This window comes from Lacinutrix cladophorae, from assembly GCF_053604645.1.
Map to the genome: position 1 here is coordinate 15,494 of NZ_JBSHNR010000121.1, position 21,068 is coordinate 36,561.

Genomic DNA, 21,068 nt, shown 5'->3' on the forward strand with positions numbered 1-21,068 from the left:
ATCTCAAAAAAGCAAAAAGCGAACCTTATTGGTTCGCTTTTTCTGCTTTATTCATATTTATAACATGTGCTAAATTCTTTACAAGTCTATCATGTTTTTTAACAAAAGGGTTTGTTTCATCCCAAACATAACCAGCAAGCACAGCACAAATTTGTTTTTTTATATCAGGATTTTCAGGTCTATGGAAAAATAAAGTCTGTAAGTTTCCTGTGTACCATTCTTTAACATAAGTTGCAAAAACGCGAACACCTTTCATAATATAACCAGTGTACTCTTCTTCCCAATCAACGGTTTCGCCATTCAACTCATTAGTAAAAAGTTTGGCTGCTTTTAAAGCCGACTCTGTAGCAAAAGTTACTCCAGACGAAAAAACAGGATCTAAAAACTCTGCACTATTTCCAGTTAAAGCATATCCTTTTCCGTAAAGCTGTGTTACAGATTTTGAAAAGTTTTTAATATTAATTGGATTAAATTTAAAATCTAATCCTTCAAAACGTTTATAATAATAGTCAGAAGTTTTAAGTAATTGTTGCATTCTTTCGGTGGTATCTCCTTCAAAAGAATCTAAATATTCGGTTAAACCTACAAAACCAATACTAGTATCTCCATTAGAAAAAGGAATTACCCAAAACCATGTATCTTTATCTAAAACATCAAAAGTAATCATGGTTCCTTCTACTCCTTCTGGTCTTTTTAAATCTTTTACATGTGCAAAAATGGAAGAATGTTCTGGGATAGACGATGGTTTATCTAGACCAAGAATTCTTGGTAAAACACGACCATAACCGCTAGAATCTATAATGTGTTTTGCATGTACTATATATAGTTCTCCATTTTCATCTTTAATACTAGTTTTCGAAGATCCATCTTCATCAAATACTACATCTACAACTTCATGATTAAAAGTAATATCTACTCCTCTATTCACTAATTCTGTCGCAAGAACATTATCGAAATCTGCGCGTGGTACTTGCCATGTCCAATCCCATCCTTCGGTATGTTTTTTACTAAAATCAAAATCACAAACAATATCACCACTTAAAAAACGAGCTCCATGTTTTTTTTCAAATCCAAAATCCTTCAAAACATCTAAAAGGCCAACTTCATCAAAATGATCCATACATCTTGGCAATAGACTTTCTCCTATTACAAACCTTGGAAAAGTACTTTTTTCAACAACTTTAAGCTGTTTCCCTTGGTTATGCAAGTAAGAAGCAGCCACACATCCTGAAGGTCCAGCTCCAATAATTAAAACATCCACATGTATTTCATTCATAATCATTATAGTATTTAATCTTAATTATATTAAATTAGCGCACACAAAAATAACTACTTTACTTGGAGTTATTAAAATAATTATTAAAAATAGTCAGAATAAAACATATAGATGCTAACATTTAACGGAAAACTAGGATTAAAAGATTTTTATAAAATTATAATAGAAAACAGTAAAATTAAAGTAGATGACACTGTTTTTGAAACTGTAGAAAAGAGTTTTAACTTTCTAAAAGAATTCTCAGAAAACAAAGTAATTTATGGTGTTAATACTGGTTTTGGCCCAATGGCACAATATAAAATTAAAGATTCTGAGCGTATTCAACTACAATATAATTTAATTCGTAGTCATGCCTCAGGAACAGGAAACCCAATTGCTCCTCAATATGTAAAAGCTGCTATGGTAGCTAGATTAAACACACTCTCTTTAGGTAATTCGGGTGTACACAAATCTGTTATTGAATTAATGACAGAACTTATAAATAAAAACATTACCCCTTTAATTTACGAGCATGGTGGTGTTGGAGCAAGTGGAGATTTAGTACAACTTGCACATTTAGCACTTGTATTAATTGGGGAAGGCGAAGTATTCTATAATGGAGAAAGATTAGCAACTGCAACAGTTTTTGAAAAAGAAAATCTTACTCCAATCTCTGTAGAACTTCGTGAAGGTTTAGCATTAATGAATGGTACTTCTGTTATGACAGGAATTGGTATTGTAAATACCATGTACACCAGACGCCTTTTAAACTGGATGATTTCTTGCTCTGCAGCAATTAATGAAATTGTCGAAGCCTATGACGATCATTTATCGGAAGAATTAAACAATTCAAAAAAACACAAAGGACAACAAGATATTGCTAAAAGCATGCGTGCACATTTAGTAGACAGTAAGCTTACCAGAAAAAGAGAACATCATTTATATGAAGCAAACAATGATGATGTTTCTGTTTTTCAAGATAAGGTACAAGAATACTATTCATTACGTTGTGTACCACAAATATTAGGCCCTGTTTTAGACACTCTAAATAGTGTGGAAAGTATTTTGATTGAAGAAGTAAATTCAGCAAACGACAATCCAATTGTAAATGTAGAAAAGAAACATGTGTATCATGGTGGAAACTTTCATGGAGACTATGTATCCCTAGAAATGGATAAGCTTAAAATAGTCGTTACTAAAATGAGTATGCTTGCAGAAAGACAGTTAAATTATTTATTAAATCCTAGCCTTAACAACATACTTCCTGCTTTTGTAAATCTTGGCCAATTAGGATTAAATTTTGGTATGCAAGGTGTACAATTCACTGCGACTTCTACAACTGCCGAGAACCAAACTTTATCGAACCCAATGTATGTACATTCTATTCCAAACAATAATGATAATCAAGATATTGTGAGCATGGGAACCAACGCTGCATTAATTACAAAAAAGGTTATTGAAAATGCTTTTGAAGTTATGGCAATAGAACTTATTACTGTAATTCAAGCTATTGAATATTTAAAAGCACAAGATAAAGTATCGTCAAAAACTAAAAAATTGTATGATGAGATACGAAAAATAGTTCCTATATTTACAGAAGACGTTACTATGTATCCTTATGTTAACCTTGTTAAAGATCATATTATTAACAATGAAGCATAAAAACAATTTTAAATATTTTTCTAACCAAGAAATATAACCTATTAGATAAAAACACAAACACATGAAAACAAAATCGCTATTAATCGTATTATTATTATTTTTAAGTACTATAGTTGGTGCTCAAGAACTTGCTCTTGCTAATGAAGACGGCAAATTTGGCTATATTAACAAATCAGGAGAATGGGTAATTCAACCAGAATTTAAAGTCGCAAAAAGCTTTTCTGAAGATTTAGCAGAAGCTATGAATGACAACAAAAAATGGGGTTTTATCAACCGAAAAGGAGAATGGGTAATTCAACCATCTTTCGATAAAACCAAAGGATTCAACTCTGGTATTGCCGTTGTATTAAGTAAAAAAGAATGGTTTTACATAAACAAAAAAGGAGAAAAGGTACTTACAGATGTTGCAACAGATAAAATTTATGATTTTGAAGATGGTCTTGCTCAAATAAGACAAGGTGACAATGTAGGCTTCATAAACACTTCTGGAACAGTAGTCGTTACCCCTAAATTTAATAAAGCTTTTGATTACGTTAATGGATATGCTAAAGTAAGAGAGGGTGAAAAATGGGGATTAATAGATAAAACTGGCAACTATTTTGTAGAAACCAAATATGATGGAGTTAGTAATATATACAATGGCAATATTGTAGCAACACTTGGCGAAAGTCATGGCCTAATTATTAATGGTGAATTTAAAAAAGTAGCTGGCGCTCAAAAGATTTGGGACTTTTCATTAAATGGAGACATTACCTACGCTAAGAAAAACGACAAAATTGGCTTCATCAATAAAAATGGAGAATGGACAATAGAACCAAGCTTCGATAAAGTTAGAGCTTTTGTAAATGGCCTTGCTCCTGTTTCAAGAGACAAAAAATGGGGGTATATTGATACTACAGGAAAAGTAGTTATATCCTTACAATACAGAGATGCAGAAATTTTTAGTAAAGACGGTTTAGCGCCTATTAAAATAGATAAGCTTTGGGGTTTCATTAATACATCTGGAGAAAAAGTAATTGACGACAAATACAATATTACAGCTGGAGGTTTTTCAATCTTTAAAAAGAATAATCAAAAAGGCTTTATTAATGGTATCGCTAGAGTAAAAGAAGAAAAAGTTTGGGGTTATATAAATACAAAAGGAGAAGTACTAAAAAACAAGTGGTACAGACAGTTAGAACTCTTTAAATAAACCTTAATAAATTAAACACTACTGCGCTTCCAAATCGAAGTAGACTTAATATCAAATAACAATACTACATGAAATGTGCCTTAATAACTGGCGGTTCTAGAGGAATTGGTAAAGCCATTTGCTCACAACTAGCTATAGATACAGACTATCACATATTAATAAATTATAACAGTAATGAAGCTGCTGCAAAAGAAACCCTAAAAGCTGTTGAAGCTGCTGGTAATACTGGAGAAATATTAGGCTTCAACGTAACAGATGCTGAACAAGTTAAATCTAAATTGGATACATGGCAAGAAGCAAATCCAGATGCATTAATAGAAGTAATAATTAATAATGCAGGAATTACAAAAGATGGTTTATTTATGTGGATGCCTCAAGAAGATTGGCAAAACGTAATAAACACATCATTAAATGGCTTTTTTAATGTTACCAATTATGGCATTCAAAAAATGCTTAGAAACCGTTTTGGCCGTATTGTAAATATAGCTTCGGTTTCAGGAGTAAAAGGAACTCCTGGTCAAACAAACTATTCTGCAGCAAAAGGAGCAATTATTGCAGCAACTAAAGCTTTATCTCAAGAAGTAGCAAAAAGAAATATCACGGTAAATGCTGTAGCTCCTGGCTTTATAAAATCGGATATGACCGCAGATTTAGACGAAAAAGAACTCAAAAAACTAATTCCAGCAAATCGTTTTGGTGACGCACAAGAAGTTGCAGATTTAGTTTCTTTTTTAGTTTCCAAAAAGTCTTCTTATATTACTGGTGAAGTAGTAAATATTAATGGAGGAATTTACTCTTAAAATAATTTTGTAGTACGTATGAAACGTGTTGTTATAACGGGAATGGGAATATATTCCTGCATAGGAAAAAACTTAGAAGAAGTAAAGGATTCACTATATAATGGAAAGTCTGGTATTGTCTACGACCAAGAACGAAAAGACTTTGGCTATCGCTCCCCTTTAACCGGAATGGTGGAAAAACCAAATCTTAAAAAACAGCTTTCCAGAAGAGAACGCATAAGTTTAGGAGACGAAGGTGCCTATGCCTATGTAGCAACTACAGAAGCATTAGAAAACGCAAAAATAGATATCGAATTTTTAGAAAATAATGAAGTTGGTATTTTATATGGAAATGATAGTACTGCAAAGGCTATTGTAGACTCCGTAGATAAAATTAGAGAGAAAAAAGACACCACACTTGTTGGTTCTGGAGCTATTTTTCAAGCTATGAACTCTACTGTAACCATGAATCTTTCTACGCTTTTTAAGCTTACAGGGGTGAATTTCACTATTAGCGCTGCATGTGCAAGCGGATCGCACGCTATTGGTATGGCTTACCAACTTATAAAAAGCGGCTTACAAGATTGTATTATCTGTGGAGGAGCTCAAGAAATAAACAAATATGCAATGGGAAGTTTTGATGGTCTTGGTGTTTTTGCCATGAACCTAGAAAACCCAGAAAAAGCATCTAGACCTTTCGATAAAAATAGAGACGGTTTAGTACCAAGTGGTGGAGCTGCAACCTTAGTTGTAGAAAGTTACGAATCTGCAATAAAACGTGGCGCACCAATTTTAGCCGAGATTATTGGCTATGGTTTTTCATCAAATGGGGAACATATTTCCACACCAAATGTAGACGGCCCGTCAAGAGCAATGTCTAAAGCCATTTCACAATCGAATTTAAAAGCGTCACAAATAGATTATGTAAATGCGCACGCAACATCTACTCCTGTAGGTGATGGTAATGAAGCCAAAGCAATAGTTAAAGTTTTTGGCGAAAACGGTCCTTATGTTAGCTCTACTAAATCTATGACTGGTCACGAGTGTTGGATGGCTGGAGCTAGCGAAGTTATTTATTCTATGCTAATGATGCAGCACAATTTCATAGCACCAAACATAAATTTAGAAGAACCAGATGAAGATGCAAAAAAATTAAATCTAGTAAGTAAAACGCTAGATAAAAAATTTGATGTATTTTTGTCCAATTCATTTGGATTTGGTGGAACAAATTCAGCATTAATAATAAAAAAATTATAATACAATATGACTAAAGAAGTTATTATTGAAAAGATAAACGACTTTCTTATAGATGAATTTGAAGTTGAAGCAGACGACATAGCTCCTGAAGCGAACTTAAAAGACACTCTAGAATTAGATAGCTTAGACTTTGTGGACCTTGTGGTAGCTGTAGAGTCTAACTTTGGCGTGAAGTTAGTTGGAGAAGACTTTGTAAATGTAGAATCGCTTCAAGACTTCTATGACTTAATAGAAAAAAAATTAAGCTAAACCATTTTACTTTAAATATTTATGGCTGCTGAATGGCAAGGAAAGTCCAGAGGAACCGTTTTTGGATACAAAATTTTTGTGTTTTGTATGAAAACTTTCGGAATTGGCTCTGCATACTTTATCCTCTATTTTGTTGCTTTTTACTTTTGCTTTTTTGCTGGAGATAGCACAAAAGCGAGTTACTATTATTTTCGTGAAAGGCGAAAAAACTCTAAACTAAAAAGCTTTTTAAACATTTATAAAAGCTACTATGTATTTGGACAAACGATTATAGACAAAATAGCTATATCTTCAGGTTTACGAGACAAATTTACTTATCATTTTGATGGTGTTGAGCTTATCAACGATGCTTTAAAACAAAAAAAAGGAGGTGTTTTAATTAGTGCACATGTTGGTAATTTTGAAATTGCAGAACACTTTTTTGGAGAGTTAGAAGAAAACACTTCTATAAGTATTTTAACCACAGATGCAGAACATTCTAATATTAAAGAATACCTAGAAAGTGTAACAGAAAAACCTAAAGTAAACCTTATTTTAATACAAGAAGATTTAGGTCATATATTTGAAATCAATGCCGCTCTGACAAGAAATGAGCTTGTTGTAATTACGGGAGACAGATACATTAAAGGCTCTAAACACTTAACGCAAGACTTATTAAACCAAGTAGCAAAATTCCCTGCAGGACCTTTTATGCTTGCATCGCGTTTAAAAGTCCCTGTTCTATTTGTATACGTAATGAAAGAAACCAACAAACATTACCATCTTTTTACAAGAAAAGCAGAAGCGAAACATAGAGATGCCCAAGCATTATTAAAAGAATACACAGAAAGTGTATCTTGGATGCTAAACAAGTACCCGCTACAATGGTTTAACTATTTTGATTTTTGGGAAACTTTCAATAAAAATAATTAAGAAAGCTATTATTTTTTTATACTTTTCGTAAAAGTTAATAAGTTCTATTATTTACAATGAGGGAAACTTCTATATCTAGACTTTTATTCCGAAATTACCAAAAATTATAACTTTTGAAAAACGTTTTAGTAATACATTATTCACAATCAGGTCAATTAACCGAAATTGTGAACAACATTGTTTCTCCTTTAACTAGTGATGCTATTCAAGTAGATTATCATGAAATAAAAATGGAACAACCTTTTCCTTTCCCTTGGAAAGAGAAGGATTTTTATGGTGCTTTTCCTGAAACTTACCAACAAATACCACAAAAAGTAAAACCAATTTCTTTAGACATACTTAATAAAAAATATGATCTCATAATTTTAGGTTATCAAATTTGGTACTTAACACCTTCTATTCCTATAAATTCATTTTTAAATACAACAGATGCCAAAAAAATACTCAAAAATACGCCAGTAATTACTGTTATTGGCTGTAGGAATATGTGGATTATGGCACAAGAGAAAATGAAGAAAAAATTACTAGACCTAGAAGCTAATTTAGTTGGCAATATTGCTTTAGTAGATAGACATATAAACCACATAAGCGTTATTACTATTGCAAAATGGATGATGACAGGAAAAAAAGAACGCTATCTTGGCATTTTCCCTAAACCAGGAGTTTCACAAAAAGACATTGACGAAGCCGGTAAGTTTGGCAGTATCCTACTAAAACACTTAAAAGAGAACAATTTCAACAATTTACAAGACGCTTTTTTACATGCAAATGCGGTAAAAATTAAACCTTTTTTGGTATTAACTGATAAGCGTGCAAACATCCTTTTTTCTAAATGGGCAAATTTAATTCAATCTAAAGGCAATAAAAACAGTAAAAAACGTGCTTTTTGGGTTAAATTTTTTAGTTATTACTTATTATTTGCCATTTGGATTATTGCACCTATTGTTTTTATCTTATTTTTGTTGACTTATGTGTTTTCAATACATAAAATAAAAAAAGACAGAGTATACTATTCTTCTGTAAAATATATAGAGTAAGGCATAAAATGAAAGACGTTTACATAAACAAAGTTTCAAAATTTCTACCAAATCGTCCAATTTCAAACGACGAAATGGAGGAAAAATTAGGTATAATAAACGGTAAAACTTCTAAAGGAAGACGAATTGTTTTAAGAAACAATCAAATAAAAACGAGATACTATGCTATTGATGATAATGGCAACATAACACATAACAATGCGCAATTAACCAAAGAAGCCGTTGTTGCTTTATGTGACCAAGATTTTAAAGCAAAAGACATAGAGTTGCTTTCTTGCGGTACATCTAGTCCGGATCAAATTTTACCTTCACATGCTGCAATGGTTCATGGATTTCTTAAAAACGGAAACCTTGAAATAAACTCTCCATCTGGAGCTTGCGTTTCTGGTATGAATGCACTTAAATATGGCTACATGTCTGTAAAGTCTGGTGAAACCAAAAATGCAGTATGTACTGGATCTGAGCGTACATCTTCTTGGATGATGTCGGATACTTTTGAAGAGGAATTAAAACACCTAGAAACATTAGAAGATAATCCTATATTAGCCTTTAATAAAGATTTTTTACGTTGGATGCTATCCGATGGGGCTGGTGCTTTTTTATTAGAAAGTGAGCCAAAAGGAAACCAACCATTAAAAATAGAATGGATGGAAGGCTACTCCTATGCGCATGAAGTAGAAGCATGTATGTATGCTGGAGGTGATAAACTAAAAGACGGATTTTTAAAACCTTGGAGCGAATATCCTTCAGACCAATGGAGTAAAAAATCATTATTCGCAATGAAACAAGATGTAAAACTTCTTGGCGAAAATATTTTAGTAAAAGGTGTTGATAGTTTAAAAAAAGCTATCGCAAAACACAATATGAAGCCAGAAGACATTAATTATTATTTACCCCATGTTTCTTCTTATTATTTTAAAGAAAGTTTATATAAAGAAATGGTAGCACAAGGCGTTGAAATCCCTTGGGAAAATTGGTTCATGAATTTAAGTAAAGTCGGTAATGTTGGAGCAGGTTCAATCTACATTATGTTAGAAGAACTTGTACATTCAGGAAAACTTAAAAAAGGAGAAAAAATATTACTCTCTGTTCCGGAAAGCGCTCGATTTGCCTATGCTTATGCACTTTTAACTGTTTGCTAAATGAGTTTACCAATAACAGACATATCACATTTAATTCCGCAGAAAACACCATTTGTAATGGTAGACACTTTATTAGATTTTTCTGCCGATAAAATTGTGTCCAGCTTCACTATTTTAGACACCAATCTTTTTGTAAAAGACAACTTTTTTTTAGAACCTGGAATCATTGAAAACCTAGCACAAACAGTTGCTCTACATACTGGTTACGATTTTTTTTTAAAAGGAGAACAAGCACCAACTGGCTATATAGGATCTATTAAAAAAGTAGATGTAAACAAACTTCCAAAATTAAATGAAACCATTACAACAGAAGCAACTATACTTCATGAATTTATGGGGGTAACCATGGTAGAAGTTAAAGCTTTTAACCAGGAAAAAGAAGAAATTGCTTTTGCTCAAATGAAAACAGTTATTGCTAACTAATGAATAATTTTCAGTCACTAGATATCACAAAATTTTTACCACATCGTGCGCCATTTTTAATGGTAGACCATGTAATATCTATTGATGATGAACACGTAACCACTTCCTTTAAAATAAAAGAAGACTGTATTTTTACAGATGAAAACAACGTATTTAACGAAGTTGGTTTAATTGAAAATGCAGCGCAAACCTGCTCTTCTATTGTTGGTAAAAGTTATTTTGAAGAAGATGATTTAGAAGGTGAAGGCACAAAATTAATAGGCTTTATTTCAGCAATAAAAAAAGTAACTCTTTTTGCTTCTCCAAAAATTGGAGAAACCATAATATCTAAAGCAAATTTAAAATCTAGATTTGACGCAGATCATTATAGCATTTGTACTTTAGAATGCAGTATTTCATCCTCAAATAAAGAATTATTATCTTGTGAAATGAATTTGTTTATTCAAGAAATGCCTAAAAGTTAAAGGTGATGAAAAAAAGCGAAGTACCTCAAGATAAAAGTAACCTAGAGTCAGCAAATTTTAGAGAATTATGCTATGCTGTAGACGAAAATGGCGAATATACAACAGCACACACAACTGGTTGGGACCCTAAAACTATTGCACTAGATAATGCAATCGAAGACATTAATCAACGTGTTGCAGACGCAAAAAAAAGAGTAAAAAACAACATAACTAGTCCAATAGAATATTATATGGAACTACATAAAATGGATCTTCCTATTTTAGCAAGTTATGTTGGTATTTGGCAATGGCGAGTAAAACGTCATTTTAAACCAAAAGTATTCCATAAACTATCTAATAAAACCCTTCAAAAATATGCAGAGGTTTTTGAAATTACTATAGACCAACTAAAAAACCTAGACCATGCAAATTAACTTTACTCACCATCAATCTGCGCATTGCGAAAATGGTGTGGTTTCTAATTTAATGAAACACCATGGCTTTAATGTAAGTGAGCCAATGGTATTTGGTATTGGATCTGGACTACTATTTTGTTATATTCCGTTTTTAAAAGTTAATCACGCTCCAGCTATTACATACAGAGCAATGCCTGGATTTATTTTTAAACGTTTTGCAAAACGTGTTGGTATAAAAATAGAACGAGAAAAATTTAAAGATCCTAAAAAAGCTAAAGCTAGATTAGACGAAAATTTAATCAATAATAACCCTGTTGGTTTACAAGTTGGTGTTTACAACCTAACGTATTTTCCGGATGAGTATCGCTTTCATTTTAATGCGCACAACTTAGTCGTTTATGGCAAAGAAAAAGACACATATTTAATTAGCGATCCTGTAATGGAAACTGTAACTACTTTAACTGCAAAAGAACTCGAAAAAGTAAGGTTTGCTAAAGGCGCATTACCTCCAAAAGGACATATATATTACCCAACAAACTTCCCTAAAGAATTGAATTTAGAAAAAGCAATTCTAAAAGGAATAAAACATACCTGCAGAGATATGTTAGCTCCAATGCCTATTATTGGCGTAAAAGGAATTCGTTTTACTGCAAAACAAATTAGAAAATGGCCTAAAAAATTAGGGACTAAAAAAGCAAATCATTACTTAGGACAAATTGTAAGAATGCAAGAAGAAATAGGAACTGGAGGTGGAGGTTTTCGCTATATTTTTGCTGCCTTTTTACAAGAATCAAGCAAAATTTTAAACAATCCTAAGCTTACTGAACTTGCAAAAGAAATGACAAAAATCGGTGATTTATGGCGTGATTTTGCTGTAGATGCATCTCGTATTTATAAAAATAGAGGAGCAAAAACAGATGGTTATAATGAAGTAGCAACGCAGTTAGAAGCTATTGCAGACAAAGAAGAAGTGTTTTTTAAAGCTTTAAAAAAAGCTATTTAATATGATTAATATTGAACAGGTTTCTAAAAAATATAAAACTGCCGAAAATTTTTCGGTAGTAGATTTTGATTTGTTCATTGAGGAAAAAGAAATTTTTGGGCTTCTTGGTCCAAATGGAGCAGGAAAAACCACATTAATTTCCATATTGTGCTCGTTAATAAAACCAACATCTGGTTCTTTTACCATAAACGGTTTAACGTATCAAACGCATAAAAATGAACTCAAACAACTTATTGGTATAGTACCACAAGAGTATGCACTCTATCCTACTCTAACTGCTTTCGAAAATCTAAAATATTTTGGAAGTATGTATGGATTACATGGGAAAAAATTAAGCAACAAAATTAACGAATACTTACAAACACTAGGATTGTCACAATTTTCAAATAAGAAAATAGAAACATTTTCTGGTGGAATGAAACGTAGAATTAACCTAATTGCTAGCATTTTACACGAACCAAAAGTTTTATTTTTAGATGAACCTACCGTTGGTGTAGATGTACAATCTAAAAATGTAATTATCGAGTTTCTTCAAAATCTAAACAAAAAAGGGACTACTATAATTTATACTTCGCACCATTTAAATGAAGCTGAAACTTTTTGCTCTAGAATTGCAATAATAGATCATGGTAAATTAATAACTACAGGTCGACCAGCAGCTCTTATAAATAAGTATGAAGGAGCACACAATCTAGAAGATGTGTTTTTACGTTTAACAGGAAAAGCCTTAAGAGATCATGCGTAAACTTTGGGCTTCAGCATACAAAGAGTACTTACTCCTAATTAAAGATTTTGGAGGTCTTGTGGTATTATTTATTATGCCATTAGTACTTATTATTACCATAACTATTATTCAAGATAGTACGTTTAAAACCATTAGCGATACTAAAATCCCCATTTTAATTGTCGATAATGATAAAGGTACCGTTTCGCAAACCATTCAAGATGGATTAGCAAACTCGAATACGTTTGAAATTATTGTAAAAGAAACAGAAACGGAAGCCAAAGATCTGGTTTTTTCAGGAAAGAACCAGCTAGCTATTATTATTCCTGAGCACTTATCTTCCGATTTAGAAAAAAAAGTAACCCAGAATGTAGAAGGTATTATTTCTAAATTTGGTTTAGAAGAAGAAAATGAAACAGAAGCAATTGTTATTCCTAAAAAAGAAGTAAAACTTTATTTTGACCCTGCAACACAGCTTACTTTTAAGTCTTCGGTAAAAAACGGAATCGACAAAATGATTTCAAAAATTGAAACACAATCCATCTATAAAGCGTTTCAAGAACAAATAACAGACGATCCCGCTGAAGTTATTTTTGAAACCGATAGTTTTATTAGTTTTAAAGAAATTCTTCCTATAAAAAATGACGAAGAAATATTACCTAACTCCGTTCAGCACAACGTTCCAGCATGGACATTATTTGCTATTTTCTTTATAATAGTACCTTTATCTATTAATATAGTTAAAGAAAAAAGTCAAGGAACTTTTGTGCGTTTACGTACAAATCCAGTTTCTTACGCTACAGTTTTGGGAGGAAAAACACTAGTATACCTTTGTGTTTGCATTATCCAATTTATTCTAATGTTAGCTATTGGCGTATATCTTTTTCCTGCAATGGGACTTCCTACTCTAGACGTTTCAGGGCGTTTACCGCTACTTTTTATTGTTGCTATATTTTCTGGTTTAGCTGCAATTGGCTTGGGATTATTACTTGGTACCATTGCAAAAACACAAGAACAATCTGCTCCTTTTGGTGCAACATTTGTTGTTATTTTAGCAGCTCTTGGTGGTGTTTGGGTACCCGTTTTTATTATGCCTAAGTTTATGCAAACTTTATCTAATATTTCTCCAATGAATTGGGGTTTAAATGCTTTTTACGATGTATTTTTACGAAATACTGGGCTTTCAAAAATACTACCAGAAATAGGTTTACTATTTTTATTTTTTATAGTAACCACATTAATTGCTATTGTTTATAATGAAAAGAAAAATGCAGTCTAACAAAAAATTAGTAGAACATACCAATCAAGTGCGTGTGCGCTTTGTAGAAACAGACCCTCTAGGTATAGTTTGGCATGGAAATTATATTCAATATTTTGAAGATGGTCGCGAGTCCTTTGGTAGAAAACATGGTATTTCGTATCTAGACCAAAAAGAGCATGGCTATGCAACACCAATTGTAAAATCAAGTACAGACCACAAACTTCCTTTACGTTATGGAGACATAGCTACCATAAAAACAATTTATCTAGATAGTCCTGCCGCTAAAATGGTTTTTCGTTATGAAATTTATAACCAAAAAGAGCAATTAGTTTGTACAGGAGAAACCGTTCAGGTATTTGTAGATAAAATTGGTGAAGGAGATTTATCATTAACCATTCCAGAGTTTTTTATGGAATGGAAAAAAAACGTAGGCTTATTAAATGAGTAAAGTGTACGTTTCACATAATAATATTATTTCTTCATTAGGCTTTACCAGTGAAGCTGTTGTTGCTAAAATTAATAACGAGGTTTCTGGTTTACAACGTATAGACGACAAAGCAATATTACCTGAACCTTTTTATACTTCATTAATTCCAACAGAAAAACTACAAGAAAACTTTAAAAAACTACAACCAAAAGGAAATTATACACGTTTAGAACAAATGATGATTTCTTCTTTAAACAATGTTATTAAAGCTTCAAATATTGAAATTAATGAACGTGTAGGATTAATTATTTCTACTACAAAAGGAAATGTAGATGCTTTAGATGAAAATAATCCTTTTCATAAAAACAGAGCATATTTAGGAGAACTCGGTAACCAAGTTAAAGATTTTTTTGGTTTTAAAAACCAAGCAATTGTAGTTTCTAACGCATGTGTTTCTGGAATTTTAGCAGTTGCAATTGCCAAAAGATATATACAACAAGGCGTTTACGATCATATATTTATAACTAGTGGAGATGTAATTACAGAATTTATTTTATCTGGCTTTAATTCTTTTCAGGCTTTAAGTAGTGCTCCTTGTAAACCTTATGACGCAAACAGAACAGGAATAAATATAGGAGAAGTAGCAGCGAGTGTTTTAGTAACCAACGACAACACCGTTTTAGCAAAAGAAGCAGTTACTATTATTGGCGAAGGCTCTTGTAACGATGCCAATCATATTTCTGGCCCTTCAAGAACAGGAGAAGGATTATATAGAAGTATGCAATCTGCATTTGCTCAAGCAAATATTACTGCTCAAGATGTAGATTTTATTTCGGCACACGGAACAGCAACCATGTTTAATGATGAAATGGAAGCCATCGCTTTTAACAGAATGAATTTAAGCACAGTACCACTAAACAGTTTAAAAGGCTATTTTGGCCATACATTAGGAGCTTCAGGATTAGTAGAAACTATTGTTGGTATGCATGCCTTAAAAAACAACACACTTTATAGATCGTTAGGTTTTGAAACCTTAGGAGTAACTAAACCAATAAACGTAATAACTAAAACAACAGAAAAAAACAGTAATAGATTCTTAAAAACAGCTTCCGGATTTGGAGGTTGTAATACAGCAATCTTATTTCAAAAAACCAATTAAATATGTCAAACCAATCTATAAAAGCTATAGACGCAATTCAAGAAGCACAAAAAATTGCTTTCGCTCCATTTGTATTTCAAGCAACAGTTTCATTAAGAAAACTTGGTGTTTTCGACCTGATTTTTGAAAAAAGAAAAAAAGGAGGGATAACTTTAGAAGCAATTGCTGAAGAATTAAAACTTAGTACATATGGTGTTGGTGTATTATTAGAGATTGCAGAAAGTTCTAATATTGTTTCAAAAAATGAAACAGCTCATTTTGAATTAACAACTATTGGTTACTTTTTAGCATATAACGAAACGGTTAACGTAAATATTAATTTTACAAATGAAGTATGCTATAAAGGCCTATTTCATTTAGACGAAGCAATAAAAACAGGAGAACCTTCCGGATTAAAAGAATTAGGTAATTGGAGCACAGTTTACGAAGGCTTATCGCAACTTACACCTTTACAACAAAAATCTTGGTTTGAGTTTGACCATCATTATTCAGATGACATTTTTGCTGAAGCTTTAGGGATTTTATTCAAAAAGGATCGTAAAAAAATATTTGATATTGGTGCAAACACAGGGAAATTTACAGTAAAATGTTGCACCTACAATAGCGATGTTAATATTACTATGATTGATCTTCCTGGACAACTAAACAAAGCAAAAGCAAATGTGGAAAAAGCCGGTTTTAAAGATAGAGTTAAAGGCCATGAAATAGATTGGCTTTCCGATAACCCAACAATACCTAGTGATGCCGAAACCATTTGGATGAGTCAATTTTTAGATTGTTTCTCGAAAAAAGAAATTCTAAAAGTGCTAAAAACGTGTGTAAACTCTATGGACGAAAAATCCGAATTAATTATAATAGAGACCTTTACCGACAGACAAAAATTTGATAACGCAAAATTCATTTTAGAAGCGACCTCGCTTTACTTTACTGTAATTGCCAATGGTAACTCTAAAATGTATAAAGCAACAGAATTTAAAGAAATAGCTAAAGAAGCTGGATTACAACTTAATGAGGATATAGAAATTGGAGAATATCATACCATGTTTACCTTTAGTAAAGCATAACAAATGAACACCAAGCACCACATAAAATCCTATTGCAGTATAAAGAACAATCAAGTTTCTTTAAACGGATCTGTGGTATATAAAGACGAAGAAAATTCTTTTTTAACATTCATAAAAGCAGCCTATAAAAACCAAAACACGAAATATCCAAAATTTTTTAAAATGGATAATTTAAGTAAATTGGCTTTTTTAGCTGCTGATGTTTTATTAAAAAATGAAAACTTATCTTTAGAAGAGGAAAACAATATTGCAATTGTATTCTCTAACAAAGCCTCTAGTTTAGACACAGACAGAAAACATCAAATATCTATTCAAAATAAAGAAAGCTACTTTCCAAGTCCTGCTGTTTTTGTTTATACACTACCAAATATTTGTATTGGTGAGATAAGTATAAAATATAAGCTGTATTCTGAAAATAGTTTTTTTATCTTTGAAAACTTAAATGCGGAACATTTGTTAACCTACACAAATAGTTTATTATCAAGCAACAAAGCAGATCAAGTACTTTGTGGTTGGGTAGAATTTGATGGAGAAGAAAATTACGAAGCATTTTTATATTTAGTAGCTAACACAGGTACTACAAAACACAGTAAACAAGACATAATAAAATTATATAACACCTAATATGGACGCATTAAAACAAGAATTAAAAGAGAATTTAATCGAGCAATTAAATCTAGAAGACATGACTACAGAAGACATAGCAAACGATGATATGCTTTTTGGTGATGGTTTAGGTTTAGACTCCATTGATGCATTAGAGCTAATTGTAATGTTAGATAAAAGTTATGGTATTAAATTAACAGACCCAAAAGAAGGACGTTCTATTTTCGAGTCTATTAATACAATGGCAGCCTATATTACAGAACATAGATCTAAGTAATAAATTCAAAAAATAGACCTTTCAAGTTTTAAATCCTGAAAGGTCTAAAACCAAAAAAAGACCCTGTTTTACAGGAAGTTTATATGAGTAAAGGAGTTGCTATTACAGGAATGGGAATAATTTCTGCCATTGGAAACAATGTTGTAGAAAATTACCAATCCCTAATACATGGTAAAAAAGGAATCTCTCGTGTTTCTAAAATTAAAACCAATCATGTAAATGATATTATGGTTGGAGAAATTGATTTTACAAATGAAGCATTAGAGCAACAACTAGGTTTAACTTCAGATAATAATTATTCTAGAACAGCACTACTTGGTGCAATAGCAGCAAAACAAGCTATAAAAGATTCAGGTATTACCAATATAAACGCTTACAAAACTGGTTTAATTTCGGCTACAAGTGTTGGCGGAATGGACATGACAGAACGTTATTATTATGATTATCTAACCAACAAAGCCACACATAAATATATTGAAGGACATCATGCTGGCGATTCTACTCAAAAAATTGCAGCGCAATTAGGTATAGAAAAAAGCTTAGTAACAACCATAAGTACTGCTTGTTCTTCTGCTGCAAATGCTATCATGCTTGGAGCTCGTTTAATAAAATCTGGTCAATTAGATCGTGTAGTAGTTGGTGGTACAGACTGCTTATCTAAATTTACCATCAACGGTTTTAAAACTTTAATGATTTTATCAGACACTTACAATACACCTTTTGATGAGAATAGGAAAGGATTAAACCTTGGTGAAGCTGCAGCATTTTTAGTTTTAGAATCCGATAAAGTAGTACAAGAAGAAAACAAAAAAGTGCTCGCATACGTAAAAGGATATGGGAATGCTAATGATGCATATCACCAAACGGCTTCTTCAGAAAATGGAGATGGTGCAACTCTTGCTATGCAAAAAGCTTTAGAAGTTGCAGGCTATAAACCAGAAAATATAGACTATGTAAATGCGCATGGTACTGCAACAGGAAACAATGATTTATCTGAAGGAAGAGCAATTATAAGAATATTTGGAGATAACGTTCCAGATTTTAGCTCTACCAAAGCATATACAGGACATACACTTGCTGCTGCTGGTGCCATTGAAGCAATATATTCGATTTTAGCACTACAAAACAATATTATTTACCCAAATCTGAATTTTAAAACGCAAATGAAGGAATTTAATATTACACCACAGCTAGAATTAAAAGAAAAACCACTACAATCCGTAATGTCAAACTCTTTTGGTTTTGGAGGAAATTGTTCTACCGTAATATATTCAAAAGAGCAATAATTATGAATAAGGTTTATATAAATAGCATCGCTTCTATATCTGCTCAAAAAACGTTTGACAATTCGTTATTTCTAACCGAAATTGAAAACTACCAAGCAAATGTAATTCCCGTTATCAATCCTAATTACAAAGATTACATTCCACCAGCTGCTGCAAGACGCATGGCAAAAGGAATTAAAATGGGAGTTGTAGCTTCAAAAATTGCATTGCAAGAATCTGGATTAGACACTATAGATGCCATCATTACAGGTACAGGAATGGGTTGTGTACGTGATTCCGAAAAATTTGTAAGTGCTATTATAGATAATGACGAGCAATACCTTACTCCTACTTCATTTATCCAATCTACACACAATACCGTTGGTGGACAGATTGCTTTAGAGTTACAATGCAAAGGCTATAATTTCACTTATGTACATGCTAGTAATTCTTTTGAATCTGCTCTTTTAGATGCAAAATTACAACTAGAATTAGACGAAGAAAAAAACATACTAATTGGTGGTGTGGATGAGATTGGAGAGCATACTACCAAAATTCATAAACTAGTTAATCATGTAAAAGCGGAAGCTATTAAAACTTCCGATGTTATAAACGCGCAAACTCCTGGTGCCGTTTTTGGAGAAGGCGCTAATTTCTTTGTGCTTTCTAATGAAAAACAAGCTTCTACCTATGCAGAAATCACTGCACTAAAAACATACAATACATTACCAGAAACAGAAGTTTTACATGAAGCTTCTAACTTCTTAAAAGAAAACAATATAAATATTGAAGATATCGATCTTTTAGTTCTTGGTAATAATGGTGATGTAGATTTTGACACTTTTTACACTAAGCTTACTGAAGGGTTTATAAACACACAACAAGCATATTACAAACATTTATGTGGTGAGTTTAATACTGCATCTTCTTTTGGGTTTTGGTTAGCTTCTAAAGTATTAAAAACACAAACACTTCCTGAGGCTGTAAAACTTAATAATAAAGACACAGCTTCATTTAAAAACATCTTATTATACAATCAGTATCGTGGAGAAAATCATAGTTTCACGCTACTAAAACAATGCTAAATTTTAAAACTGTAAATATTATCTCAAGTCTTCTTTTAGTTGGTTTGTTAGTTGCTTACAGCTATTATAGTTTTTCTATTTGGTTCATTATTTTATTCCTATTTGCTTGGTTTTTAATTACAGTTGCTGGATCTTCTTTCGTTGGATGGAATTATCACTTTACTTCTTTAAATTCCAATCCAGAAATAAACAAAAATCAAATTGCTATCACTTTTGACGATGGTCCTAACCTTGAATTTACACCAAAAGTATTAGCGCTTCTTAAAAAATATAATGCAAAAGCAACTTTTTTTTGTATTGGTAAAAATATAGAAATGCATCCTGAAGTTTTTAAAAGCATTATAAAAGAAGGGCATACAATTGGAAACCACACCTATACTCATAGCACTAATTTTGGTTTTTTTTCAGTAGAAAAAATGGTAGAAGAATTAAAAAAAACAAACAAAATAATTAATCGCCAAATTTGTAAAGACGCTCTATTATATAGACCTACTTTTGGTGTAACAAACCCACGAATTAAAAGAGCTTTACAAATTATAAAACTCCACTCTATAGGATGGAACAAACGCTCTTTAGATACCCGAAATTTAAGTGAGCAAACCATTTTAAAAAGAGTAACAAAAAACCTTAAAAAAGGGGATGTAATTCTATTGCATGACACTAGCGAGAAAACCATTAGTGTTTTGGAACAGTTATTGATATTTTTACAACAACAAAAAATCGAATCTGTAACAATTGATTCTTTATTTAACATTAAAGCATATGCATAAGCTCATATATATATTATTTTTTATCGTTTTTGCAGCAAAAGCGCAAACACCAATGAACAACACTGAAGCTACTGCTTTAAAAACAAAAGTAAAAGCTTTGGCAAATACAACCAATACTATTTCTAGTGATTTTATACAATACAAACATTTAGATTTTTTAGATAATGATATTAAAACTTCTGGAAAATTAGCTTTTAAGGCGCCAGATTTAGTAAAATGGGAATATATTGACCCTTTTAAATATTCGATTCTATTTAAAGATGAAACCCTTTTTATTAATGACGAGGGCAACAAAAGCAACGTAGATATTGGTAGTAACAAAATGTTTAAACAACTTAACAAACTTATTATTAGTAGTGTTAAAGGCGACATGTTTGATGATGCAGAATTTAATATAGAGTACTTCAAAAAAGACACAAATAGCTTGGTTTATTTTAGTCCGAAAGACAAAAAATTTGCTAAATATATTCAAGCATTTCATATTACATTCAATACAAAAGGAGATGTAATTGAAGTAAAAATGATAGAACCTTCACAAGATTATACCAAAATAATATTCCTAAACAAAGTACTAAACCAAACATTAGATAATGCGATATTTACTAATTAGTATATGCTTTATCTTTATTGGCTGTGCATCGTTTCCTAAAAAAAACAATT

24 protein-coding genes are annotated in these 21,068 nt (G+C 31.8%); 23 read left to right on the forward strand and 1 reads right to left on the reverse strand.

The annotated features are described in order from the left end of the window. Positions 1-25: 25 nt before the first annotated feature. Positions 26-1,276, reverse strand: a complete 1,251-nt coding sequence (locus ACVC3Y_RS13090) for an NAD(P)/FAD-dependent oxidoreductase (protein ID WP_452227141.1) — start codon at positions 1,274-1,276, stop codon at positions 26-28. A 111-nt stretch (positions 1,277-1,387) separates the two neighbouring features. Between ACVC3Y_RS13090 and ACVC3Y_RS13095 the strand changes: the two genes are divergently transcribed. From ACVC3Y_RS13095 to ACVC3Y_RS13205, 23 genes are all read left to right on the forward strand, one after another. Then, the gene (locus tag ACVC3Y_RS13095; RefSeq protein WP_303421788.1) at positions 1,388-2,917 is read left to right on the forward strand and encodes an HAL/PAL/TAL family ammonia-lyase; all 1,530 of its coding nucleotides are present in this window, start codon (positions 1,388-1,390) and stop codon (positions 2,915-2,917) included. Positions 2,918-2,978: 61 nt separating this feature from the next. After that, positions 2,979-4,109 carry a WG repeat-containing protein gene (locus ACVC3Y_RS13100; protein WP_303421787.1) on the forward strand — a complete coding sequence of 377 codons (1,131 nt, stop codon included), beginning with the start codon at positions 2,979-2,981 and terminating at the stop codon, positions 4,107-4,109. 68 nt (positions 4,110-4,177) lie between these two features. Then, positions 4,178-4,909: a 3-oxoacyl-ACP reductase FabG gene (gene fabG / locus ACVC3Y_RS13105; RefSeq protein ID WP_303421785.1), complete on the forward strand. Its 732-nt coding sequence runs from the start codon at positions 4,178-4,180 to the stop codon at positions 4,907-4,909. A gap of 18 nt (positions 4,910-4,927) precedes the next feature. Continuing rightward, positions 4,928-6,145, forward strand: a complete 1,218-nt coding sequence (locus ACVC3Y_RS13110; protein ID WP_452227142.1) for a beta-ketoacyl-[acyl-carrier-protein] synthase family protein — start codon at positions 4,928-4,930, stop codon at positions 6,143-6,145. 6 nt (positions 6,146-6,151) lie between these two features. Beyond that, positions 6,152-6,394, forward strand: coding sequence for a phosphopantetheine-binding protein (locus ACVC3Y_RS13115; RefSeq protein ID WP_303421781.1), 243 nt, complete (start codon positions 6,152-6,154; stop codon positions 6,392-6,394). Between the two features lie 21 nt (positions 6,395-6,415). Then, positions 6,416-7,306: an LpxL/LpxP family acyltransferase gene (locus tag ACVC3Y_RS13120; RefSeq protein WP_452227143.1), complete on the forward strand. Its 891-nt coding sequence runs from the start codon at positions 6,416-6,418 to the stop codon at positions 7,304-7,306. A 113-nt stretch (positions 7,307-7,419) separates the two neighbouring features. Further along, entirely contained in the window at positions 7,420-8,343 is a 924-nt protein-coding gene (locus tag ACVC3Y_RS13125) for a flavodoxin (protein WP_303421777.1), read from the forward strand. An 8-nt stretch (positions 8,344-8,351) separates the two neighbouring features. Further along, positions 8,352-9,485 carry a beta-ketoacyl-ACP synthase III gene (locus tag ACVC3Y_RS13130; protein ID WP_303421775.1) on the forward strand — a complete coding sequence of 378 codons (1,134 nt, stop codon included), beginning with the start codon at positions 8,352-8,354 and terminating at the stop codon, positions 9,483-9,485. Then, positions 9,486-9,908, forward strand: coding sequence for a hypothetical protein (locus tag ACVC3Y_RS13135; protein WP_452227144.1), 423 nt, complete (start codon positions 9,486-9,488; stop codon positions 9,906-9,908). Continuing rightward, complete coding sequence (locus ACVC3Y_RS13140) at positions 9,908-10,372, forward strand: ABC transporter permease (protein WP_303421771.1); 465 nt, start codon at positions 9,908-9,910, stop codon at positions 10,370-10,372. Before ACVC3Y_RS13135 ends, ACVC3Y_RS13140 begins: the two co-directional genes overlap by 1 nt. A gap of 5 nt (positions 10,373-10,377) precedes the next feature. Beyond that, positions 10,378-10,785: a hypothetical protein gene (locus ACVC3Y_RS13145; protein ID WP_303421769.1), complete on the forward strand. Its 408-nt coding sequence runs from the start codon at positions 10,378-10,380 to the stop codon at positions 10,783-10,785. After that, the gene (locus tag ACVC3Y_RS13150) at positions 10,775-11,770 is read left to right on the forward strand and encodes a BtrH N-terminal domain-containing protein (protein WP_303421767.1); all 996 of its coding nucleotides are present in this window, start codon (positions 10,775-10,777) and stop codon (positions 11,768-11,770) included. The genes ACVC3Y_RS13145 and ACVC3Y_RS13150 overlap by 11 nt, the downstream gene beginning before the upstream one ends. A 1-nt stretch (position 11,771) precedes the next feature. Continuing rightward, a complete protein-coding gene (locus tag ACVC3Y_RS13155; protein ID WP_303421765.1) occupies positions 11,772-12,515 on the forward strand; it encodes an ABC transporter ATP-binding protein in 744 nt (247 codons plus the stop codon). Next, positions 12,508-13,773 (forward strand): ABC transporter permease, encoded by a 1,266-nt coding sequence (locus ACVC3Y_RS13160; RefSeq protein ID WP_452227145.1) that lies wholly within the window; start codon positions 12,508-12,510, stop codon positions 13,771-13,773. The genes ACVC3Y_RS13155 and ACVC3Y_RS13160 overlap by 8 nt, the downstream gene beginning before the upstream one ends. Beyond that, positions 13,751-14,203, forward strand: a complete 453-nt coding sequence (locus ACVC3Y_RS13165; RefSeq protein ID WP_452227146.1) for an acyl-CoA thioesterase — start codon at positions 13,751-13,753, stop codon at positions 14,201-14,203. The genes ACVC3Y_RS13160 and ACVC3Y_RS13165 overlap by 23 nt, the downstream gene beginning before the upstream one ends. Then, positions 14,196-15,341 (forward strand): beta-ketoacyl-[acyl-carrier-protein] synthase family protein, encoded by a 1,146-nt coding sequence (locus tag ACVC3Y_RS13170; RefSeq protein ID WP_452227147.1) that lies wholly within the window; start codon positions 14,196-14,198, stop codon positions 15,339-15,341. The genes ACVC3Y_RS13165 and ACVC3Y_RS13170 overlap by 8 nt, the downstream gene beginning before the upstream one ends. A 2-nt stretch (positions 15,342-15,343) precedes the next feature. After that, on the forward strand, positions 15,344-16,405 hold the full coding sequence (locus ACVC3Y_RS13175; protein ID WP_303421758.1) for a methyltransferase: 1,062 nt from the start codon (positions 15,344-15,346) through the stop codon (positions 16,403-16,405). Positions 16,406-16,408: 3 nt separating this feature from the next. Then, the gene (locus ACVC3Y_RS13180; RefSeq protein ID WP_303421756.1) at positions 16,409-17,029 is read left to right on the forward strand and encodes a 3-oxoacyl-ACP synthase; all 621 of its coding nucleotides are present in this window, start codon (positions 16,409-16,411) and stop codon (positions 17,027-17,029) included. A gap of 1 nt (position 17,030) precedes the next feature. Next, positions 17,031-17,288 (forward strand): phosphopantetheine-binding protein, encoded by a 258-nt coding sequence (locus ACVC3Y_RS13185; protein WP_303421754.1) that lies wholly within the window; start codon positions 17,031-17,033, stop codon positions 17,286-17,288. Positions 17,289-17,371: 83 nt separating this feature from the next. Then, positions 17,372-18,574, forward strand: coding sequence for a beta-ketoacyl-[acyl-carrier-protein] synthase family protein (locus ACVC3Y_RS13190; RefSeq protein ID WP_452227148.1), 1,203 nt, complete (start codon positions 17,372-17,374; stop codon positions 18,572-18,574). Between the two features lie 2 nt (positions 18,575-18,576). Further along, a complete protein-coding gene (locus ACVC3Y_RS13195; RefSeq protein WP_452227149.1) occupies positions 18,577-19,638 on the forward strand; it encodes a beta-ketoacyl synthase N-terminal-like domain-containing protein in 1,062 nt (353 codons plus the stop codon). Further along, positions 19,632-20,408, forward strand: a complete 777-nt coding sequence (locus ACVC3Y_RS13200) for a polysaccharide deacetylase family protein (protein ID WP_303421748.1) — start codon at positions 19,632-19,634, stop codon at positions 20,406-20,408. The genes ACVC3Y_RS13195 and ACVC3Y_RS13200 overlap by 7 nt, the downstream gene beginning before the upstream one ends. Beyond that, on the forward strand, positions 20,401-21,018 hold the full coding sequence (locus ACVC3Y_RS13205) for a LolA family protein (protein WP_303421746.1): 618 nt from the start codon (positions 20,401-20,403) through the stop codon (positions 21,016-21,018). The genes ACVC3Y_RS13200 and ACVC3Y_RS13205 overlap by 8 nt, the downstream gene beginning before the upstream one ends. The last annotated feature ends 50 nt before the right edge of the window (positions 21,019-21,068 follow it).

What these genes read in the sequence shown, in the direction of transcription:
- ACVC3Y_RS13090 (WP_452227141.1), bottom strand. Translation starts at nt 1,276, where the DNA reads ATGAATGAAATACATGTGGATGTTTTAATTATTGGAGCTGGACCTTCA.
- ACVC3Y_RS13095 (WP_303421788.1), top strand. Translation starts at nt 1,388, where the DNA reads ATGCTAACATTTAACGGAAAACTAGGATTAAAAGATTTTTATAAAATT.
- ACVC3Y_RS13100 (WP_303421787.1), top strand. Translation starts at nt 2,979, where the DNA reads ATGAAAACAAAATCGCTATTAATCGTATTATTATTATTTTTAAGTACT.
- fabG (WP_303421785.1), top strand. Translation starts at nt 4,178, where the DNA reads ATGAAATGTGCCTTAATAACTGGCGGTTCTAGAGGAATTGGTAAAGCC.
- ACVC3Y_RS13110 (WP_452227142.1), top strand. Translation starts at nt 4,928, where the DNA reads ATGAAACGTGTTGTTATAACGGGAATGGGAATATATTCCTGCATAGGA.
- ACVC3Y_RS13115 (WP_303421781.1), top strand. Translation starts at nt 6,152, where the DNA reads ATGACTAAAGAAGTTATTATTGAAAAGATAAACGACTTTCTTATAGAT.
- ACVC3Y_RS13120 (WP_452227143.1), top strand. Translation starts at nt 6,416, where the DNA reads ATGGCTGCTGAATGGCAAGGAAAGTCCAGAGGAACCGTTTTTGGATAC.
- ACVC3Y_RS13130 (WP_303421775.1), top strand. Translation starts at nt 8,352, where the DNA reads ATGAAAGACGTTTACATAAACAAAGTTTCAAAATTTCTACCAAATCGT.
- ACVC3Y_RS13135 (WP_452227144.1), top strand. Translation starts at nt 9,486, where the DNA reads ATGAGTTTACCAATAACAGACATATCACATTTAATTCCGCAGAAAACA.
- ACVC3Y_RS13140 (WP_303421771.1), top strand. Translation starts at nt 9,908, where the DNA reads ATGAATAATTTTCAGTCACTAGATATCACAAAATTTTTACCACATCGT.
- ACVC3Y_RS13145 (WP_303421769.1), top strand. Translation starts at nt 10,378, where the DNA reads ATGAAAAAAAGCGAAGTACCTCAAGATAAAAGTAACCTAGAGTCAGCA.
- ACVC3Y_RS13150 (WP_303421767.1), top strand. Translation starts at nt 10,775, where the DNA reads ATGCAAATTAACTTTACTCACCATCAATCTGCGCATTGCGAAAATGGT.
- ACVC3Y_RS13155 (WP_303421765.1), top strand. Translation starts at nt 11,772, where the DNA reads ATGATTAATATTGAACAGGTTTCTAAAAAATATAAAACTGCCGAAAAT.
- ACVC3Y_RS13160 (WP_452227145.1), top strand. Translation starts at nt 12,508, where the DNA reads ATGCGTAAACTTTGGGCTTCAGCATACAAAGAGTACTTACTCCTAATT.
- ACVC3Y_RS13165 (WP_452227146.1), top strand. Translation starts at nt 13,751, where the DNA reads ATGAAAAGAAAAATGCAGTCTAACAAAAAATTAGTAGAACATACCAAT.
- ACVC3Y_RS13170 (WP_452227147.1), top strand. Translation starts at nt 14,196, where the DNA reads ATGAGTAAAGTGTACGTTTCACATAATAATATTATTTCTTCATTAGGC.
- ACVC3Y_RS13175 (WP_303421758.1), top strand. Translation starts at nt 15,344, where the DNA reads ATGTCAAACCAATCTATAAAAGCTATAGACGCAATTCAAGAAGCACAA.
- ACVC3Y_RS13180 (WP_303421756.1), top strand. Translation starts at nt 16,409, where the DNA reads ATGAACACCAAGCACCACATAAAATCCTATTGCAGTATAAAGAACAAT.
- ACVC3Y_RS13185 (WP_303421754.1), top strand. Translation starts at nt 17,031, where the DNA reads ATGGACGCATTAAAACAAGAATTAAAAGAGAATTTAATCGAGCAATTA.
- ACVC3Y_RS13190 (WP_452227148.1), top strand. Translation starts at nt 17,372, where the DNA reads ATGAGTAAAGGAGTTGCTATTACAGGAATGGGAATAATTTCTGCCATT.
- ACVC3Y_RS13195 (WP_452227149.1), top strand. Translation starts at nt 18,577, where the DNA reads ATGAATAAGGTTTATATAAATAGCATCGCTTCTATATCTGCTCAAAAA.
- ACVC3Y_RS13200 (WP_303421748.1), top strand. Translation starts at nt 19,632, where the DNA reads ATGCTAAATTTTAAAACTGTAAATATTATCTCAAGTCTTCTTTTAGTT.
- ACVC3Y_RS13205 (WP_303421746.1), top strand. Translation starts at nt 20,401, where the DNA reads ATGCATAAGCTCATATATATATTATTTTTTATCGTTTTTGCAGCAAAA.